Here is a 17,011-nt window from a genome sequence, read left to right as displayed (position 1 = left end):
CGGTCAGCCGGCGGGGGCGGCCGTGAGCAGGCCGTGCCCGACGGCGTCGTTCGGGCAGGTCCCGCCGCAGTCGTCGCCGGTCAGCGTGCGGCCCTCGGTGACCGGGAGGCAGTCCGCCGCCAGGTCGTCGGCGGTCAGCGCCCGGCCCCGGCCGACGCCCCGCTGCACCGCGAGCGCCACCACCCCCGCCGCGTACGCCGTCGCGCCCGAGGTGCCGCTGGACACCAGCCAGCCGTCGTCGGGCGCGGTCCCGTCGTAGGCGCTGTTGCGCCGGTCGAAGAGGCAGCCGGGCTGGGTGGGGAAGACGATGTGGTCGCCGTGGGGCAGCGTCCCGCACGGGCCGGACAGGTCGGGGACGCGGCGGCCGGGGAAGGCCGCGGAGCGGTAGCTGGACGCCAGGTCGGAGGCGCGCAGCGTGCCGTCCGGGCCCCGGTGCACCCCGCCGACGGTGAGCGCGCCGGGGGTCGCCACCGACTGGAACATGGCGGTGCGGCGGTCCGTCGAGCCGTTCCCGGCGGCGAACAGGACCGTGATGCCCCGGCGCAGCGCGTTCGCGACCTCCAGGTGCAGGTGCGGCTCCTCGCGGAGGGTGCCCCAGCTGCACGAGAGGACGTCGGGCGCCAGCGACACCGCCCGCTGGAAGGCCGCCAGCGGGAAGGAGAAGCCCTCGCAGGCCATCTTGACCATGGTCAGCTCGACGCCCGGCGCGACCGCGAGGAGCAGGGCCGACATGGCGGTGCCGTGACCGCGTTCGTCGGCGGCGGGGTCGAGGACGGGGAGCGCCGGGACGACCCGGGTGTCGTAGCCGTGGGCGCGGTGGTGCGGGTGGTCGTAGAGACCGGTGTCGACCATCGCCACGCGGACCCCGTCGCCCCGGATCCCGGCCGCGTGCAACCGGTCGGCGCCCGCGAGGCGGGCCGCGTCGCCGGGGAGACGCAGCCGGGTCCGGCCGGTGTCGGGGAGGGGCGGCGGGAGGGCGCGCACCGCGCCGCCCGGGGCCAGTTCGAAGCCGGAGCGGGGGGCGCGGACCTCCGCGACCAGCTCCGGCAGGAGCCGGGAGGCCAGCGGTCCGGCCGCCGTCAGCTCGTAGCGGGCGGTCTCCCGGATGTACTTGTTGCGGACCGGGCGGACCGGATGGCCGAAGACCTCGGCGAGCAGCTCCGGGGCGCCGCCGACGGTGAGGCCGACGTCGGTGCGGGCCTCGACGGCGAGCCCCGCGCGGGCGTAGGCGTCGGCCAGCCGGTCCACGGTGCCGGGCGCGGGCAGGAAGTCGGTCACGGGCCGGCTCAGGAGCAGCGCGGGCTCGTCGCCGAGGGCGGCGCCGGTGGCCGAGCGGGGGACGACGGTCACCACGCCGTACCGGGCGAAGCGGTCGGTCTCCGGGGCGGTCACGCGGGGACCTCCGCGTCGAGGGCCGCGCGGAGCCGGTCGCGGTCGAGCTTGCCGGACGGGGTGAGGGCGATGTCCCCCTCGGCCAGGAACTCGACGCGGGACGGCAGCATGTAGTCGGGCAGCCGCAGGGCCAGCGCCCGGCGCAGCGCCGCCTCGTCCGTGCCGGGGGCCCCTCCCCCGGTGTTCTCGCTGTCCTTGGCGGCGGCGCCGTCCTTGCGGCCGAGGACGAAGAGGACGAGGGCGCGGCCGGTGAGCGGGTGGGGGACGGGGAGCGCGCAGCAGTCGTCGACCCCGTCGAGGGCGAGGGTCGCCGCCTCCACCTCGGAGAGGTGCACCAGGTTGCCGTTGATCTTCAGCGCGTCGTCGCGGCGGCCGAGGAAGACCAGGGCGCCGTCCCCGGGCCTGCGGCGGACGTAGTCGCCGGAGCGGTAGTAGAGGCCGGCGGCCGGGCGGTCCGGGAGGGTGACGAGGGCGCGGGCGGTGCGCTCCGGGTCGCCGCAGTAGCCCGTCATCACCTGCGGTCCGCCGATGAGGAGTTCGCCGGTCTCCCCGTCCGGGACGGGCCGCAGCCCGTCGTCGGCGACGACCGCGTCGACCGCCGGGAGCGGGTGGCCGATCGGCAGGAACTCCTCGCCGTGCGCGCCCGGCGCGTCGGTGAGGAAGAGGGTGGCGCTGTGCGTGGTCTCCGTCGGCCCGTACCCGTGGACGTACCGCAGTCCGGGGACGAGCGCGGAGAACGCCTCCAGGACCGGCACCGGGCAGGACTCGCCGCCGAACCAGAGGCGCCGCAGGGAGCCGAGGTCCCGGCGTCCGGCGTCGCTGAAGCGGCCCACCAGCATGCGGATCACGGAGGGGACGAGGAGGGTGTCGGTGATCCGCCACTCCTCGACGGCCCGGGTGATCTGGGTGGGCATCCGCAGCCGGGGCAGCAGGTGGACGGTGCCGCCGACGAGGAAGGTGGACCAGAGGTCGACGACGGAGGCGTCGAAGAAGAGCGGCGCCACGTTGAGGAAGCGCATGCCGTCCTCGAAGCCGACGGTCTCCTGCACCCCGGTGAGCAGGGCGCACAGGGCTCGGTGGCTGATGACGACGCCCTTGGGGGCGCCGGTGGAGCCGGAGGTGAAGACGACGTAGGCGTCGTCCCCGGGGGTCCGGCCGGGGACGGCGGGCGGGCGGGGGGCGGCCTCGGCGGCCGGGTCCCAGCCGCCGGTCCCGGCGCCGACGGGGATCACGGTGCCGGCCGGTGCCCCGGCGACGAGGTCCCGGTGGCCGGGGCCGACGAGGGTGACGGTCGGCGCGCAGGCGGCGAGGAGCCGGGCGGTCCGGGCGGCGGGGAGCGACTCGTCGAGGGGGACGTAGCGGGCGCCGAGGCGGAGCGCGGCCCAGAGGGCGGCGACCGAGGCGGTGGACTTGTCAAGGACCAGCGCGACCGTCCCGCCGCGGCCCACGCCGTGTCCGGCGAGGAGGTCGGTGAGGGCCTGGACGCGGCGGGCGAGGGTCCGGTAGGAGACCTGTTCGCCGGTGCCCAGGTCGACGACGGCGGTGGCCGGGTCGTCGCGCCGCCGCTCCAGGATGTCGTCGGCCAGGACGGGCGGGTTCACGGTGCCTCCCCGGGGGGTGTCGGGGCCGCCGGGCCGGGGGCGGCGAGGCGGCGGCGGAGCGCGGCGAGCAGTTCGGGGAAGGTGTCCATCCGCTGGTCGTAGGAGCCGAAGTGGCCCATGCCGTCGAGGGCGGTGAAGGTGCTCCCGGTGAGCGCGTGGAGTTCCTCGGCGACCTCGAAGGGGACCCACGGGTCGTCCTTGGAGTGGAACTGCTCGATGAACCGCTGGTTGGCGCGGATCGCCGCCCAGTCCCAGGGTTCGTCGAAGAAGCCGCTGCGGCGCTCCAGTTCGAAGCCGCAGTCGGTGTGGTGGCCGGCGACGGCGAAGGTGCCGAGGAGCGGCGCCCGCTCCGCGTACCGGAAGGCCGCCAGCGCGCCGGACGAGTGGCCGACGACGACCGTCCGCTCGTCCGGCCGGATGACGTCGGTGAGGTACGGCAGCCAGTACCGCATCCGTCCCTTGATGGGGTCGGGGAAGGTCTCGGCGACCACCTCGGCGCCGAGGGCCTCCAGTTCCCGTCGCAGGTACGGGAACCAGATGCCCTCGACGCTCGCCCCGGCGTTCCCGTGGATGAGGACCACGCGGACGCCCGCCTCGATCTCAGACAGGGGACACCTCGTCGTCGAGGAGCTCCTCCAGGAGTTCCGAGAGGGACCCGAGGGTGGCGAAGTTCTCCGTCGTCAGGAGCTCGGGTTCGAGCTCGATGTCGTAGAACGTCTCGAAGGCCAGGGTCAGTTCGATCATCTGGGTCGAGTTGAGCGACAGGCCGCCGTTGAACAGCGGGGTGGTGGTGTCGAGTTCGACCGTCTGGTGGGGGAAGATCTCGGCGATCACCTTGCGGAGGTCGTCCTCGATCTCCGCGCGGGTCCTGCGGGCGTCCACGGCGGTCAGCTCCCCTCGGGCTGCGCGGGGGCGTCGGCCGGGGGCGCCGACTTCGGGCGGGTCTGGAGGAAGAGCGGGGTGCGCGGGATGTTCTGCTGGTCCTGGTGGAAGGGGTTGCGCTTGTTCTTCAGGGAGAGGTACATGGTGCGGCGGGCGCGGGCCTTCTCCTCGTCGGAGTAGAAGAGGAAGGCGATGTTGCCGGCGTTCTCGCGGCCGTTCTCGGTGAGGGTGAGGTCCTCGTCGGTCTCGATCGCGTAGCCGCCGTCGACCAGCCAGTCGATCTCGCGGCGGTACTTCTCGAAGTTGGCGACGTCGGCCTTGCGGACGGTGCCGAAGACCGGGAAGAAGACCATGACGCGGTTCTCGACCTCGTCCTCGGAGCAGATGCGGCCCTGCTCGATGGGGATGATCCCCTCCTCCACCTCCCGCATCCACCGCTCGACGTCGGTGTGGTTGCGGTAGCTGCGCTCGCCCATGTAGTTCTCGGCGGCCGGGCCGATGCCCAGGGTGTAGCTGGCGCGGTAGCCGTTGCCGCCGCAGGCGTGGTTGAGGCCGATCTCGCCCGGGTCGTCGAGGTGGGTGAAGAAGTTGATGAGGAGCTGCTTGTCGTAGCCGTAGCCGGCCAGGCCCTCCTTGATCCGCCGGTACTGCTCCCGCTCGATGGCGCCCGAGGGCTTCACGTCCGCGACCTTGCCGGCCCGGATCTGCTGGTCGAGGCGGGTGCCCTCCCACTGGTTGAAGCGGTACGTCTGCACGAAGCTGGGGCGCAGCTCGGCGCAGATGCCCTCCAGGTCGGCGGCGAGGACCTCGTCGTCCTGGCCGGGCAGGTTGTACATGAGGTCGAGGGCGAAGGTGCGGATGCCGGCCTTGCGGATGTTCTCGGCGGTCCGGTGGACCTGTTCGACGGTCGCCTTGATGGTGAGCTTGCGGCGGATCTCCTCGTCCAGGGTCTGCACGCCGAAGGAGATGCGGGTGATGCCGAGGGACTTGAGCATCTCGATGTAGCCGTCCTGGGAGAGGCCGAGCGGGCTGCCCTCCAGGGAGATGCCGTCGACCTCGCTGAGGTCGAACTCGCGGTGGACGGCCTCCAGGATGGTGGCCATCGACTCCTGCTCCAGGGCGGACGGGGTGCCGCCGCCGAACTGGACGTACTTGACCTTGGTGCCCTGGAAGTAGCGGGAGCGGGCGTTGCGCTGGATCTCCTTGACCATCGCCTGGACGAAGCGCTTCTGCCGTTCGCCCTGGTACTTGGCGGCCGATTCCTTGAAGCAGGCGCAGAAGTTGCAGAACGCCTCGCAGAAGGGGATGTGGAAGTAGAGCAGGATGTCGGTCCGCTCCGGGTGGGACTGGCGGTCCAGGAAGGAGAAGTACTCGGCCTTCTCGTCCTCGGAGCCCAGGGCGTCCTGGAAGGCGCAGATCTTGGGGTAGAACCAGGTGACGTTGGTGCGCTTCTCGGGGCTCTCGAACTCGTCCTTCAGGTAGAAGTTCGAGTCGAGGCCCAGCATGAAGGGGTTCTCGACGTGGGTCGTCATGTGCTCGGCTCCCGCTCTGTGGGTCAGGAAGGCTGGCTGGACGGCTCGGCGGGGGCCTCGGTGGGCTCGCCCCTGGGGCCCCGGCTCTCGTGGATGACCGGGTACTTCTCGCTCATCTCGCCGTTGATCCCGATCCACTGGAGCTTGTCCTCCGGCAGGTCGATGTCCGCCCAGATGGCCTCGGGCGGGCATTCGGCGACGCAGGCGTTGCAGTCGATGCATTCCTCGGGGTCGATGTAGAGCATGTCGGGGCCCTCGTGGAAACAGCTCACGGGGCAGACGTCCACGCAGTCCGTGTACTTGCAGCCGATGCACTCGTCGGTGACGACGTACGCCATCGTTCTCTCCCTTCCTCTTCCTCTCCTCCGGACGGTTCCCCGGGACGCTCAGGCGTGGACGGGGGCCACTTCGGTGACGCGGCGCATCCAGCCGAAACGGTCGACGGCCCCGCCGCGCCGGATGCCCGCGAGCAGGTCGCGGAAGCGGGCGGTGACCGGTCCGGTGCCGTCCGGGAGCCGGTGCTCCTCGCCCTGGTGGCCGAGGGAGCCGACCGGGACGACGCCGGTGGCGGTGCCGGTGGCGAACGCCTCGGTGACGGTGCCGTCGGCGATGCCCTTGAGGATCCCGGCGAGTTCGACGGGCCGTTCGGCGATCTCGGTGCCGGTGTCCCGGGCCAGTTTCACGACCGAGTCGCGGGTGACGCCCGGCAGGACCGAGCGGTCGAGGGCGGGGGTGGTGAGCACGCCGTCGACGACGAAGAAGGCGTTGAGGTCGCCGATCTGCTGGACGAAGCGCCCCTGCGGGCCGTCGAGCCACAGCACGTGGCCGTAGCCGTAGTTGGCGGCGATCTCGCCGGGCACCACGCCGGGGGCGGTGCCGCTCGCGGTGCGCAGGTCGCCGGTGCCGCCGGGCCAGGCGCGGACGTAGCCGTCGACCGTGGTGGCCCGCAGCGGGCCGGTCTCCGCCGGGCCGGGGAGCGCCGCGAGGACGTAGAAGAGGCAGTCGTCGGCGGGGCCGGCGTCCAGGCCGGTGCCGTCGGCGGCGAGCACCGCGCGCAGCCGGAGGGCGGAGCCGGGTGCGGCCGGCAGCCAGTCGGCGTCCTGCCGGAGCAGGGCCCGGACCGCGCTCCAGACCCGGTCGAAGTCGACCTGCGGGAGGGCGAGGCGGCGGGCCCCGTTGTTGAGCCGCTTGACGTGGCTGTCGGGGCGGAAGACGGAGACGGTGCCGTCCGCGAGGCGGTACGCGGCGAACTCGTCGGCCACGCTCTGGCCGGCGAGGACGGCGGCGGCGGTCGGCCGCAGCGGGGGGATCGCGTCGCGGTCGGCGACGGTGAGGCCCTGCCACTGGCGGCGCTTGCCGGTCCGCATGAAGAAGGCGTGGTCGGTGAGGACGGGCCCGGTCTCCGTGCCCGGCTCGGGCCGGGGGCGCGGGGCGCCGGTGGGGGTGACGGTCAGTTCGCTGCTCATGCGCGGACACCTTCCTTGTCCTGGGGGCCGGCGTCCTCGACGTCGGCCCTCACGTCTGCGAGGACCGAGGCGACGAGGTGCTCGACCCGGTCGAGGTCTCCCTCGAAGTGGATGCGGGCGACGCGGTTGCTGAAGATGTCGCCGGGGTCGAGCGCGGCCCCCGGCTCCGCCTCCGGGAGGAGGCCGCGGAACTCGGGTGCCCGGGTGAAGGGTTCGATGCCGGAGAGGGTTCCGGCGAAGCTCCCGGCCCGGTCGGTGGTGACGAAGGCGAGGCCCGCGCTGACCGGGGAGGGCGCGCCCGGGTCGTGGTGCAGGCCGCGGGCGGCGTCGGCGGTGGCGGCGCACAGGTCCACGCCGGGTCCGGCGAGCACCAGCTCGGGGATGTTGTCCCCGGCCAGCCGGGCCCCGACCTCGATGAGGACCGGGCCGCGCGCGCGGTCGATCCGGGTCTCGATGTGGAAGGGGCCGACGGTGAGGTCGAAGGCGTCGACGACGTGGCGGGCGAACCGCTCCAGGACCTCCCCGTGCGGGGAGTGCCCGGGGGCGGTGGCGATGTGGCCCGTCTCGAAGAAGTCGGGTTCGGCGGAGAGGAACTTGGTGGTGACGCTCGCCAGGTGCGGCCCGGCGGCGTCGACCCAGCCGTCGAGGGAGAACTCGGGGCCCTCCACGTACTCCTCGACGAGGGCGATCCGGCGCGGGCTGGGGTGGAACCTGACCTCGCCGGGGCCGTGCACGACGGCGCGGGCGCGGGCGTACTCCTCCTGGTCCCGGCAGAGGCTCACCATCAGGCTGCCGCCGCAGTCGACCGGCTTGACGACGACGGGGAAGGGCAGCGGGCAGGCGTCCGGCGAGGCGGGGCCGACGGTGACCGAGCGGGGGAAGGGGACGCCGCGCTCCTCGCACCGCCGGCGCATGACGTCCTTCTGGCGGACGGCCTCGGCGGCCGGGGCGCCGAGCGCGGGCAGGCCCAGGATCCGGGCCAGTTCGGCGGCTTCCGGGACGGCGTACTCGAAGCCCGCGACGACGCCGGTGGGCGCGGTGCCGGTCTCGGCGGCGGCCTTCTCGGCGAGCCGGAGCAGGGCGGGCACGCCCTGTCCCGGGTGCCAGTCGGCGACGATCGCGCCGGTGTGCACCTCGGGCGGCAGGAGTTCGGGGAACTGGGTGGGGACGAGGCAGGGGACGCCGGCGGCCACCGTGCGGGCGGTGAGCCGGACCCCGGCCGAGAGGGGCTGGACGACGATCAGCACGGCAGGACCTCCGAGGACGCTCCGGCGAGGAACCGGCCGTCGTCCCCGAGGAAGCTCCAGTCGGGGGCGGGGGCCGGCGGGCGCCGGTCGGCGCGGGACATGAACAGGGTCTGGCGGGGGCGGAGTTCGGCGCCGCGCAGGGACTTGGCCCGGTAGGAGGTGACGCCGAGGTGGACCTCGTCGAGACCGCGCTCCAGGGCGTGCCGGAGCGGGCCGTAGACGGTGGCCTCGAAGTACTCGCCGTGGCCGCCGTGACCGCCGTCGTAGTCGCAGCCGAAGACCCGCATGTGCAGGCCGCGGCCGTGGACGATGCCGAGGGCGAAGGCGACGGGCCGGCCGGTGGGGTCGAGGACCTCGGTGACGACGACGTCGCCGGGGGCGCCGGTGCCGGTGCCTTCCGCCGCCGGGCCGCCGAGGCTGAGGCAGCGGCGGAGGTAGCGGACGGCGCCCTCCTCGGTGAGCTCCTCGCCGTGCCGGACCTGCACCTGCACGACGAGGGGGGCGTACGCCTCCAGGGCGGCCGGGTCGGTGGGGACGGTGCGGGAGCGGTAGCCGGCCGCCGCGAGGCGCTTGAGGTCGCGGCGGACGAGGGAGCGGCGGGAGGCGGGCAGGGCCGCCACGTGGGCGTCGAGGCCGTCGCCGCGCGGCCGGAGCACGGCGGTGGGGAGGCAGGGGGCGGCCGTCGTGGCGACGCCGGGCAGGGCGGCGAGTTCGCGGGCGGCGGCCTCGGGCAGGTACCACCAGGAGACGTGTCCGGCGCCGCGCTCCTCGGCCCGGTCGAGGAGCCGGTCGCAGAGCGCGGACAGCAGGGCCGTGCGGTCGGCGCCGTCGAGGGCGGGGTCGAGGAGGACGCGGTTGTCGTAGCCGGTGCGGGAGCCGGCCAGGACCTGGACGCCGGGGGCGCGGCCGAGCAGGGTGGCCTCGTTGTAGAGGGGGTTGCTGTCGCCGCCGTCGGCGGTGTGGAAGGGGACGAGTCCCCCGGTCCGGCCGTCGTGCGGGGAGCGGCCGACCAGGTAGGCGGTGTCGAAGCCGCGGTCGCCCTCCTGGGAGGCCGTCCAGCGGCGGCAGGTGTAGAAGCCGTGCTCGTCGAGCCAGCCCTCTCCCGGCCGGTGCGCGTCGAGGCGGTCCCGCTCCGTCACCTCGAAGGGTCCGGGGTGGGTCATGAGGGGTTCCGCCTTTCGGTCGTGTACGTGCCGCGGGCCAGGATCCAGGTGGCCACGACGCTCAGGCCCGCGACGAGCGTGGCCGCCACCGGGGCGCTGGTGAACAGCAGCAGGAGGGCGGCGAGGCCCGCCCCGATCGGGATGGTGCCGAAGGCGAAGGTCCGGTAGACGGCGTTGACGCGCCCCAGGACCCCTTCCGGCGACACCTTCTGACGGATGGTCAGCGAGTGGACGTTGTAGTAGGCCATGGCCGCGCCGTAGACGACCATGCTCGCCATGAACCCGGCGGCGCCCCACGGGCCCCGGCCGACCGACCAGAGGGCGGCGAGCAGGGCCGCCTGGGTGACGAGGAGCGCCCAGACCCAGGACCGGGCGCCGTCCCCGCCGCCGTACCGGGCGGTGGCGCGGGCCCCGGCGACGCTGCCGATCCCGGCGGCGCTGAAGCCGAAGCCGAGGAAGGCGACGGAGTGGTCGGCCTCCTGGACGACGGCGATGAACAGGACGCTCAGCGCGACCTGTTCGGCCAGGTTGAACAGGGAGCCGGAGGCGACCAGGCGGCGCAGCGGGTCCGAGGCGGCGACGGCCGTGAAGCCGGCCCGGATCGACGCGGTCTCGCGGGTGGCCCGGTGCCGGGCCGGCCGTCGGCGGGCCCGTACCGCCGCTCCGCCGAGGAGGTACGAGACGGAGTCGACGGCCATCGCGGCGACCGGTCCGAGGCCGGTGACGACGAGGCCGCCGACGGCCGGTCCGGCGGTCTGGGAGACCGCGTTGACCGCCGCCAACTGGCCGTTTGCCCGGGTCAGTTCCTCTTCCTCGACGGTGTCGGGGACGTAGGCGAGGAGCGCGGTGTCGAAGAGGGCGGTGAAGGCGCCGAGGAGGACGGCGGCGGCGAAGAGGACCGCGTAGTCGAGCCGGGAGAGCGCGGCGAGGAGCACCACCAGGGCGAGGACGACGGCACGGGCGAAGTGGGAGGCGTACAGGAGGGGGGCGCGGTCGCGCAGGTCGGCGAGGCGGCCGGCGAAGGGGGTGACGACGAGGACCGGCACGAACTGGGCGCCGCTGAGCAGCGCGATCCGGGACGGCGAGGCGCCGAGGTCGGCGGCGGCGAGGACGGGCATGGCCACCAGGGTGAGCTGGGAGCCCGCCGAGGAGAGGGCCTCGCTGGCCCGCAGGGCCCGGAAGGCCCCGGGGAGCCGCCGTCGGCCGGTGGCGGAGTCCGGCGCGGGTGTCGTCGTCATCGGGCCCTTCCGGTTCCGGCGCCGGAGCGGCGGCCGACGTGCAGGGTGAAGACCATCGGCACCGGGCCGAAGTTCTCGATCAGGTGGAGCCCCTCGGCCGCGGCGGCGGGTCCCGTGGTCACGCAGGCGTCGAACTCCCCGGCGGCGCACAGGGCGGCCGCGCGCGAGTTGCTGCTGGTCAGGGTGATGTCGCCGCGTCCGGTGACGAGGCAGCTGGGGGCCGGGTGGGTGACGATGGTGGCGACCGCTCCGGTGTCGCCGGGCCGGCCCGCGAGGACCATGTCGTGGGTGTCGAGGAGGAAGCTGTCGGCCATCTCCAGCCGGTGCAGGTTGCTGAAGACCAGGTCGTGCAGGCGGGGGTAGACGGCGCAGGCGAGGATCGCCTCGGTGCCGTCGAAGGCCATGGCGTCGAGCCCGTCCTCCACCTCGGGGTGGAGCAGGACGGTGCCGGCGAGGCCCCGTCCGGCGAACCAGTGGTGGGCGGCCTTCTCCAGGTTGGTGCCCGTCGGCCCCAGCGTGTGGATGGTGGTGATGTCCGACAGGGCACGGTCGTGGCTGGTCTTCAGGGCCGTGCTGTCGTTCATGGGCGTCGTCCCCCGTTCGCGTCGGCCGGCGGCACGGGCCGCAGCCATCCGTGGGTGTCGGGCGTGCGTCCTTGCTGGACGTCGAGCAGGGTGCGCCGCAGCAGCGCGGTGACGGGCCCCTCGGTGCCGTCGCCGACCGTCAGGTCGCCGTCGGGGGTGCCGACGCGGCCGACGGGGACGACGACGCCGGCCGTGCCGCAGGCGGCGATCTCGGTCAGCCGGCCGTCGCGGAGGCCGTCGAGGAGCGCGTCGAGCGAGGTGGGCTCCTCGGCGGCCGCCGGTCCGCCGGGGCCGGCGGCGAGGGTGAGGAGCGAGTCGCGGGTGAGGCCGCGGACGATGGTGCCGTCGCAGGGCGGGGTGGTGAGCCGGACCCCGTCCCCGTCGCGCCAGACGAGGAGGACGTTCATGGTGCTCAGCTCCTCGATCCAGCGGCGCTCCAGGCCGTCGAGCCACAGCACCTCGTCGTACCCCCGGGCCTGGGCCTCGGTGCGGGTGAGGAGGCCGGCGGCGTAGTTCCCGGCGCACTTGGACTCGCCGGTGCCGCCCCGGACGGCCCGTACGGCGTCGGTGGCGACGGTCACGGAGAGCGGCCGGAAGCCGGCGCCGAAGCAGGGGTCGGCGGGGTGGGCGAGGATCACGCAGCGCTGGCGGCGGGAGGGCCTGAGGCCGAGTTCGGCCTCGGTGGAGATGAGCAGCGGCCGCAGGTACAGGCTCTGGCCGTAGCCGCCGGGGACCCAGTGCGCGACGGCGGCGACCAGGGCGGCGCAGGCCCGGGTGCAGAGCTCGACGGGCATCGGGGTCATGGCGAGGCGGGCGGCGGAGCGGGCGAGGCGCCGGCCGTGGTCGTCGGGGCGGAAGAGGGAGACCGTGCCGTCGGCGGCGCGGAACGCCTTCATGCCCTCGAAGACGGCCTGGCCGTAGTGGAGTCCCAGGGCGGCGGGGTCCATCGCCAGGTCGGCGTAGGGCGCGATCACGGGCTCGGACCAGCCGGTTCCGGCGTCCCAGTCGACGACGGCGACGCGGCCGGTGGAGTATCGGCAGAAGCCGGGGTCCTTGAGGATCGCCCGGAGCGCGGAGGGGTCGGGGTCGGGGTCGGGACAGGGGGCGGGCGCGGAATCAGACATGGACTTCGGAACCCCACAGGTCGAGCGGTGCGAGCGGGCCGCCGTAGCGGGCGGGCTTGGCCTCCGGCCGTCTGAGGAGGGTCCCGAAGAGGAAGTCGACGGCTTTGGAGCGGTACGCCTCGTCGTCCTCGGTGCGCTCGATGTCCTCGATGAGGCCGATGAGTTCGCGGACGGACGCGACGATCTCCGCCTTGGGGCCGAGGGCGCGGCGGCCTCGGGCGTCCCGGGTGAACAGGCCGTGCGCGGCGAGCCAGGTGCCGAGCGCGAAGCCGGTCCCGGCGTCGAAGTTGCGCAGCGGCTCGGGCTGGGCGGGGTAGCGGAACAGCCGTTCCAGGATGACGTACTCGAAGACGATCGGCCCGTAGGGGACCTCGTCCTCGAAGCAGGCGACGGCCGACTTCATGTCGACCTTGAGCTCTTCGAGGAGGCCGGGGCGCCAGGTCGTCTTGATCGCCAGGTGCTGGTCGAGGGGGCGGGGCCCGGTGTGGTGGAAGTGGTCGTGGAGATAGCCCCAGACACAGCGGGCCTGGTAGACGTCCTCGGGGTCGACACCGGCCGAGACGAGTTCCTCCTCGCCGGCGAAGGGCGAACCGGGGCCGCACAGCCGCTCGGTGATGGCGAGGGTCTGGGCGTAGATGCCGGTGTGCCGGTCGAAGAAGAACCAGGCGAAGTCCTGGTCCGTGCAGCGGGTGGCGGACGGGATGTTCTCCGGGAAGAACACCACGCAGTTGCCCTCGCGCAGGCCCCGGGAGGCGGCCAGCAGCCGGGTCGACTGGAAGACGGCCTTGGGGTGCGGGTAGGCGCTCTGGAGGTACGGCGTGCAGTCGGGGTCCTGGCGGACCACCGAGAACGCCTCGATGTGGACCTCGTGCCGGTCGCTGTTGGGGAGGGTCACCGGGCCGACGTAGGCGGCGGCCTCGCCGTCGGCGGGGGCGGGCACGGTGGCGCGGGTGGCGTCGAAGTGCGGCACGCCCTCGCAGCCGGCGTCCCGCCAGGTCCGCAGGTCCGCGACGGTGGCGGCGATCTGGGCGTCCGGCATCAGGCCGGACGTCCTCCCGACGGCCTCGCACAGGGCGTCGACGGCCTCCCGCACCTCGCCGGTCCGCGCCTGCGCGCCGTCCCCGGACCGCGCGGTCCGCAGCTCTCTCAACCGGTCGGCCGCGGGGACCACGGCATGCTCGAACTCCAGGATCTCGACAGAAGTACGTGGACCCACGACACCCCCATGCGGTCGGTCCCCAGGCCGGAGCCGCGGGGACCCGCCCTCGGTCGCGCCTCGGTGGAAGCGCCGTCGGATCCGGACGCTAGCACCCGAACTCCCTGCCTAACAACGGATGTTCGCATATTGCCGTGGCACTCCCGTGACCTGCGCCGACACCGGGAAACCCGACCCGGACCGGTCCCCCGCCGGTCCCCCGCCGCTCCCCCGCCGGTCACCGGGACGATCTCGGGAGGGCGGGCGGCGGGAGCGCTCAGGCCGGTTTCGCCGCCGGGGGCCGGCGCCGGGCCGTCGTGACGGCCGCCAGCGCGGTGAAGGCGAGCATGACGGAGGCCGTGGACAGGAAGCCCGCGGTGAGCGAGAGCGCGGCGAAGTGGCCCACCAGCGGCATGAGCACGGTGGTGGCCAGGCCGATGGAGAGCATGCGCAGGCTCGCCATCTTCGCCTTCTCCCCGTCGCCCGCCCGCTCCTGAAGGGTCGTCAGGAGCCAGGTGAGGGCGGAGAGGTTGGCGAAGCCCGCCGCGAACAGGGCCGCGAGGTGGACGGCCGGCGCGGACGACAGGCCGAGGACCACGGCCGCCGCGCCCTGGAGCACGCACCACAGCGGCAGCAGCGCGGCCCGCTGGGTGTGCCGGGTGAAGAGGGAGGAGGCGATCATGCCGAGGGCGAAGACCGCCTCCAGCAGGGAGACGTACTGGCCCCGGCCGCCGTAGTGCTCCGCCACCAGCGGGACGACGAGGGTGCTCACACAGGACTGGAAGACGAAGTCGGCGGCGCACAGCACGATCACGCCGAGGACGGTGAGGTCGCCCCGGTGGCGGTGGAACATGGCCCGCCAGTCGCGCAGCGCCAGCGGCAGGGCCGTGCGCAGCACCCCGGCGGCCGGGGCGCGCGGTTCGGGGGCCACCGCCGGCAGGCTCCGTACGAGAAGGGCGACGGCCAGCGCGACGGCGGTGTCGGCCAGCAGGGCGCCCGCCAGGGAGGTGACCAGGAGCAGCAGGCCGAGCAGGGCCATGCCGGTCAGCGCCCCGACCTGGACGGCCACGTTGATCAGGGCGTTGAGACGGGCGCGGCGGGCGGGGTCGACGTGCCAGGCGGTGTACTTGAACAGCGCGGCGCGCTGGACGTTGTCCACGAAGGCCAGCAGGACGACACCGGCGCCGATCAGCACCACCGCGCCGGGCGGCCGGGTCGCGCCGGTCACGGCGAGCCCGGCGACGGTCACGGCGCGCACGAGGCTGCAGGCAGTGTGCACGTGCCGCGAGTCGAGCGCGTCGACGAGGGGCCCGGCGAAGGGCAGGACGCAGACGGCGGCGGCGCCCTGGAGGGTCAGGGCGAGCGCGAAGGCCCGCGGGCTGCCGGTGAGCTGGTACAGGAGCTGGCCGAGGGCGAGCAGGTAGACGCCCATGCCGATGCCCAGGAGGGCGAGGGAGACCAGCAGGACGGGGACGGTCCGGTCGGGGGCGGCCGGGGTCCCGGCGGCCGGGGCGTCCCGGGCGGGAAGGGGGGCGGTGGCCATCAGACGTCCACCCGGAGGTCCACGACGGGGCGGATCTTGCCGCTGGCCGGGTTGCGGTCGAGCTCCCCGGGGCCGTGGCAGGTGACCCGGAAGTCGGCCGGGGCGGCGGCGTCGGCGCTCTCCTCGTAGACCCGGGTGCCGGACAGGAGCGGGAAGCGCGCGGCCAGGTGGGCGCGGAGGGCTTCGGGGTCCAGCGGGCGGGCGGACTCGGTGCGGACGGTGAGCGTGTCGCGGCCGTCCTGCGAGGCGACCTCGGCCTGGAGCTCGGACACGCCGAACCCGGCGGCGGCGTCGAGGAGTTCGGCGTGCAGGAGCGCGCCGCCCATGAGGCGGACGACGCCGTCGGAGCGGCCGTGGTACTCCAGGGTGCGGCCAAAGACTCCGCAGGGGCAGTCGTGCCGGACGAAGCGGCCCCGGTCGCCGATCCGGTAGCGGATCAGCGGCCCCTCGCCCTTCTGGAGGGTGGTGGTGAGCAGTTCGCCCGCGGTGCCGTCGGGCACGGGGCGGCCGTCGTCGTCGACGACCTCCAGGTAGTTGTAGTCGTCGTTGACGTGGTGGAGCATCCCGTCGAGGTGGGCGCACTGGTAGCCGAGCTGGGCGCCGTCGTTGGCGGCGAGGACGCTGGAGACGATCCGGGTGCCGAGGTGCTCGCGCAGCCAGGCGCGGTCGGCGGGGCTCATGGCCGTCCCCAGGTAGAGGACCTTCTCGACGCGCAGCAGCGGGTCCCGCCGGTGGGCCTCGCGCAGCAGCGGGACGAGGAAGGCGGGCACGCCGATGACGGCGTTGGCGTCGAAGCCCCGGGCGAGCATGAGGAGGGAGTCGGGGGTGGCGGCCTGGGCGGTGGTGCAGCATTCGAGGGGCATCCGGCTGAACTCGGTGACCGTCGTGGTCAGGCCGCCGTACAGGTCCCCGCCGAAGAGGGTGTTGACGAGGCGGTCGCCGGGCGCCAGGCCCATGGCGTAGAAGAGGGGGACGGCCTCGCGGACCATGTTGTCCCAGTCCGCGCGGGCGTAGACGATGTAGCGCGGCGTGCCGGTGGTGGAGCCGCTGCGGAGCACCTCGCCGGTGGGACGGGCGCCGCTGGCGAAGCCCCGGCCCTCGGGGAGCGAGTGCGCGGCGAGGGCCGCCTTGTCGAGGACGGGCAGGCCGGGCAGGTCCGCCAGGGTCCGCACCGGGGGCAGGTCGCGGTAGTACGGGGAGCGGCGGGCGCGGGAGACGGTGTGGCGCAGCCGGGCGTCGAGCCGGCCGGTGCGGCGGGGGTCCTCGGCGGCGCGGGCGGCGGCGAGGGTGGTGCCGTGGAGGCGGGTGCGGCGGCTGAGCGCGCCGGTCCAGGAGGCGCGGCAGTCGCTCCGGAGCACTCCGGCGGTGAAGGCGTCCTGGCCGGGCAGCTCCCGTCCGGCCGGGAACCGGGTCTCCAGCGGGTCGGGTCCGGCGGCGCCGGGGGCGGCGTACAGCGCGGGGTCCCAGCCGGTGGCGGCGTGTCCGGCCGGTGTGCCCGGGGTGCCGGGGCGGGCCGCGAGGGGCAGCAGGTCGGGGACGCGCAGCGGGGTGCCGTGCCCGTCCCCGGGGGCGTCGCGGGGGACGGCGCGGAGGGTGGGCAGGGGCAGGCCGGGGCGGTGGAGGAGCGCCGCGAGCCCGTCCCAGAGGCCGGGGTCGCCGGTGCGCACGGTGACGTGGTTGCCGGTGGCCCAGGCGAGCAGGAGGCCGCGCAGGGTGGTGCCGGGGCGGTCGTCGTCGAGGAGGACCGCGCCGACGGGCCGCAGCTCCTCCACGTCGTCGGTGTCGGTGAGCGGCTGCCAGGGGTACTGGGCCAGGCCGCCGAAGAGTTCGTCGAGTCCGTGGGCGAACTCCTCGCGGGCGTCGAGGAGCGGGCGCAGGGCGGTCAGGCCCCGGCCGGCGAGGAGCGCGTCGAGTCCGGAGCCGGGCCGGGCGGCCTCCTCCAGGGCGAGCAGGAGGTCGGTCGGGTAGTACCGGACCACGGGCGCGGCCCCGCCCGTGGCGGAGGCGGGGGTGGGGGCGGCGAGGGTGCTCATGCGGCTTCTTC

General features: G+C 74.7%; 15 protein-coding genes. All 15 read right to left on the bottom strand.

Annotated features, from left to right (window positions below; genetic code table 11):
- Positions 1 to 3: 3 nt before the first annotated feature.
- The 15 genes from IE219_RS09225 to IE219_RS09155 all read right to left on the bottom strand — a co-directional run bounded on the left by IE219_RS09225 (position 4) and on the right by IE219_RS09155 (position 17,000).
- Positions 4 to 1,392 (bottom strand): S8 family serine peptidase, encoded by a 1,389-nt coding sequence (locus IE219_RS09225; RefSeq protein WP_189976107.1) that lies wholly within the window; start codon positions 1,390 to 1,392, stop codon positions 4 to 6.
- The gene (locus IE219_RS09220; protein WP_189976106.1) at positions 1,389 to 2,993 is read right to left on the bottom strand and encodes an amino acid adenylation domain-containing protein; all 1,605 of its coding nucleotides are present in this window, start codon (positions 2,991 to 2,993) and stop codon (positions 1,389 to 1,391) included. Before IE219_RS09220 ends, IE219_RS09225 begins: the two co-directional genes overlap by 4 nt.
- Positions 2,990 to 3,574: an RBBP9/YdeN family alpha/beta hydrolase gene (locus tag IE219_RS09215; protein ID WP_189976105.1), complete on the bottom strand. Its 585-nt coding sequence runs from the start codon at positions 3,572 to 3,574 to the stop codon at positions 2,990 to 2,992. Before IE219_RS09215 ends, IE219_RS09220 begins: the two co-directional genes overlap by 4 nt.
- 19 nt (positions 3,575 to 3,593) lie before the next feature.
- Positions 3,594 to 3,875 carry an acyl carrier protein gene (locus tag IE219_RS09210; protein ID WP_189976104.1) on the bottom strand — a complete coding sequence of 94 codons (282 nt, stop codon included), beginning with the start codon at positions 3,873 to 3,875 and terminating at the stop codon, positions 3,594 to 3,596.
- 5 nt (positions 3,876 to 3,880) lie between these two features.
- Positions 3,881 to 5,407, bottom strand: coding sequence for a coproporphyrinogen-III oxidase family protein (locus IE219_RS09205; protein ID WP_189976103.1), 1,527 nt, complete (start codon positions 5,405 to 5,407; stop codon positions 3,881 to 3,883).
- A 23-nt stretch (positions 5,408 to 5,430) separates the two neighbouring features.
- A complete protein-coding gene (locus IE219_RS09200) occupies positions 5,431 to 5,745 on the bottom strand; it encodes a 4Fe-4S dicluster domain-containing protein (RefSeq protein ID WP_189976102.1) in 315 nt (104 codons plus the stop codon).
- Between the two features lie 48 nt (positions 5,746 to 5,793).
- Positions 5,794 to 6,873 carry an aminotransferase class IV gene (locus IE219_RS09195; RefSeq protein WP_189976101.1) on the bottom strand — a complete coding sequence of 360 codons (1,080 nt, stop codon included), beginning with the start codon at positions 6,871 to 6,873 and terminating at the stop codon, positions 5,794 to 5,796.
- On the bottom strand, positions 6,870 to 8,120 hold the full coding sequence (locus IE219_RS09190) for an ATP-grasp domain-containing protein (RefSeq protein ID WP_189976100.1): 1,251 nt from the start codon (positions 8,118 to 8,120) through the stop codon (positions 6,870 to 6,872). The genes IE219_RS09195 and IE219_RS09190 overlap by 4 nt, the downstream gene beginning before the upstream one ends.
- The gene (locus tag IE219_RS09185) at positions 8,114 to 9,283 is read right to left on the bottom strand and encodes a GNAT family N-acetyltransferase (RefSeq protein WP_189976099.1); all 1,170 of its coding nucleotides are present in this window, start codon (positions 9,281 to 9,283) and stop codon (positions 8,114 to 8,116) included. The genes IE219_RS09190 and IE219_RS09185 overlap by 7 nt, the downstream gene beginning before the upstream one ends.
- Positions 9,280 to 10,521, bottom strand: coding sequence for an MFS transporter (locus IE219_RS09180; RefSeq protein WP_189976098.1), 1,242 nt, complete (start codon positions 10,519 to 10,521; stop codon positions 9,280 to 9,282). Before IE219_RS09180 ends, IE219_RS09185 begins: the two co-directional genes overlap by 4 nt.
- On the bottom strand, positions 10,518 to 11,105 hold the full coding sequence (locus tag IE219_RS09175; RefSeq protein WP_189976097.1) for a type 2 periplasmic-binding domain-containing protein: 588 nt from the start codon (positions 11,103 to 11,105) through the stop codon (positions 10,518 to 10,520). Before IE219_RS09175 ends, IE219_RS09180 begins: the two co-directional genes overlap by 4 nt.
- A complete protein-coding gene (locus IE219_RS09170) occupies positions 11,102 to 12,229 on the bottom strand; it encodes a branched-chain amino acid aminotransferase (RefSeq protein ID WP_189976096.1) in 1,128 nt (375 codons plus the stop codon). The genes IE219_RS09175 and IE219_RS09170 overlap by 4 nt, the downstream gene beginning before the upstream one ends.
- Positions 12,222 to 13,445, bottom strand: a complete 1,224-nt coding sequence (locus tag IE219_RS09165) for a DUF6421 family protein (protein ID WP_189976095.1) — start codon at positions 13,443 to 13,445, stop codon at positions 12,222 to 12,224. Before IE219_RS09165 ends, IE219_RS09170 begins: the two co-directional genes overlap by 8 nt.
- A gap of 256 nt (positions 13,446 to 13,701) precedes the next feature.
- Complete coding sequence (locus tag IE219_RS09160; RefSeq protein ID WP_189976094.1) at positions 13,702 to 14,967, bottom strand: MFS transporter; 1,266 nt, start codon at positions 14,965 to 14,967, stop codon at positions 13,702 to 13,704.
- Complete coding sequence (locus tag IE219_RS09155) at positions 14,967 to 17,000, bottom strand: phenylacetate--CoA ligase family protein (protein WP_189976093.1); 2,034 nt, start codon at positions 16,998 to 17,000, stop codon at positions 14,967 to 14,969. Before IE219_RS09155 ends, IE219_RS09160 begins: the two co-directional genes overlap by 1 nt.
- Positions 17,001 to 17,011 lie beyond the last annotated feature (11 nt).

Source organism: Streptomyces termitum, assembly GCF_014650175.1.
Classification (GTDB): Bacteria; Actinomycetota; Actinomycetes; order Streptomycetales; family Streptomycetaceae; genus Streptomyces; species Streptomyces termitum.
The sequence above is the reverse complement of the archived record's forward strand: the minus strand, read 5'-3'. Positions and strand labels throughout refer to the sequence as shown.